We start from the raw sequence: 256 nt of genomic DNA, 5'->3' as shown, positions 1-256 counted from the left end.
CTCTCAGGTCGGCTACGTATCATTGCCTTGGTGAACCATTACTCCACCAACTAGCTAATACGCCGCGGGTCCATCCAGAAGTGATAGCCGAAACCATCTTTCAAACTGAAACCATGCAGTTTCAGTTGTTATGCGGTATTAGCACCTGTTTCCAAGTGTTATCCCCCGCTTCTGGGCAGGTTACCCACGTGTTACTCACCAGTTCGCCACTCATCCAATGCTGAAAATCAGTGCAAGCACTTCAATTCAGCGGGAT

General features: G+C 48.8%; 1 rRNA gene. It reads right to left on the bottom strand.

The features are described from left to right. A 16S ribosomal RNA gene (locus CES79_RS12495) occupies positions 1-251 on the bottom strand; the annotation flags it as partial. Positions 252-256: the final 5 nt, after the last annotated feature.

It is taken from the genome of Secundilactobacillus silagei JCM 19001 (assembly GCF_002217945.1).
Taxonomy (GTDB): Bacteria; Bacillota; Bacilli; order Lactobacillales; family Lactobacillaceae; genus Secundilactobacillus; species Secundilactobacillus silagei.
The sequence above is the reverse complement of the archived record's forward strand: the minus strand, read 5'-3'. Positions and strand labels throughout refer to the sequence as shown.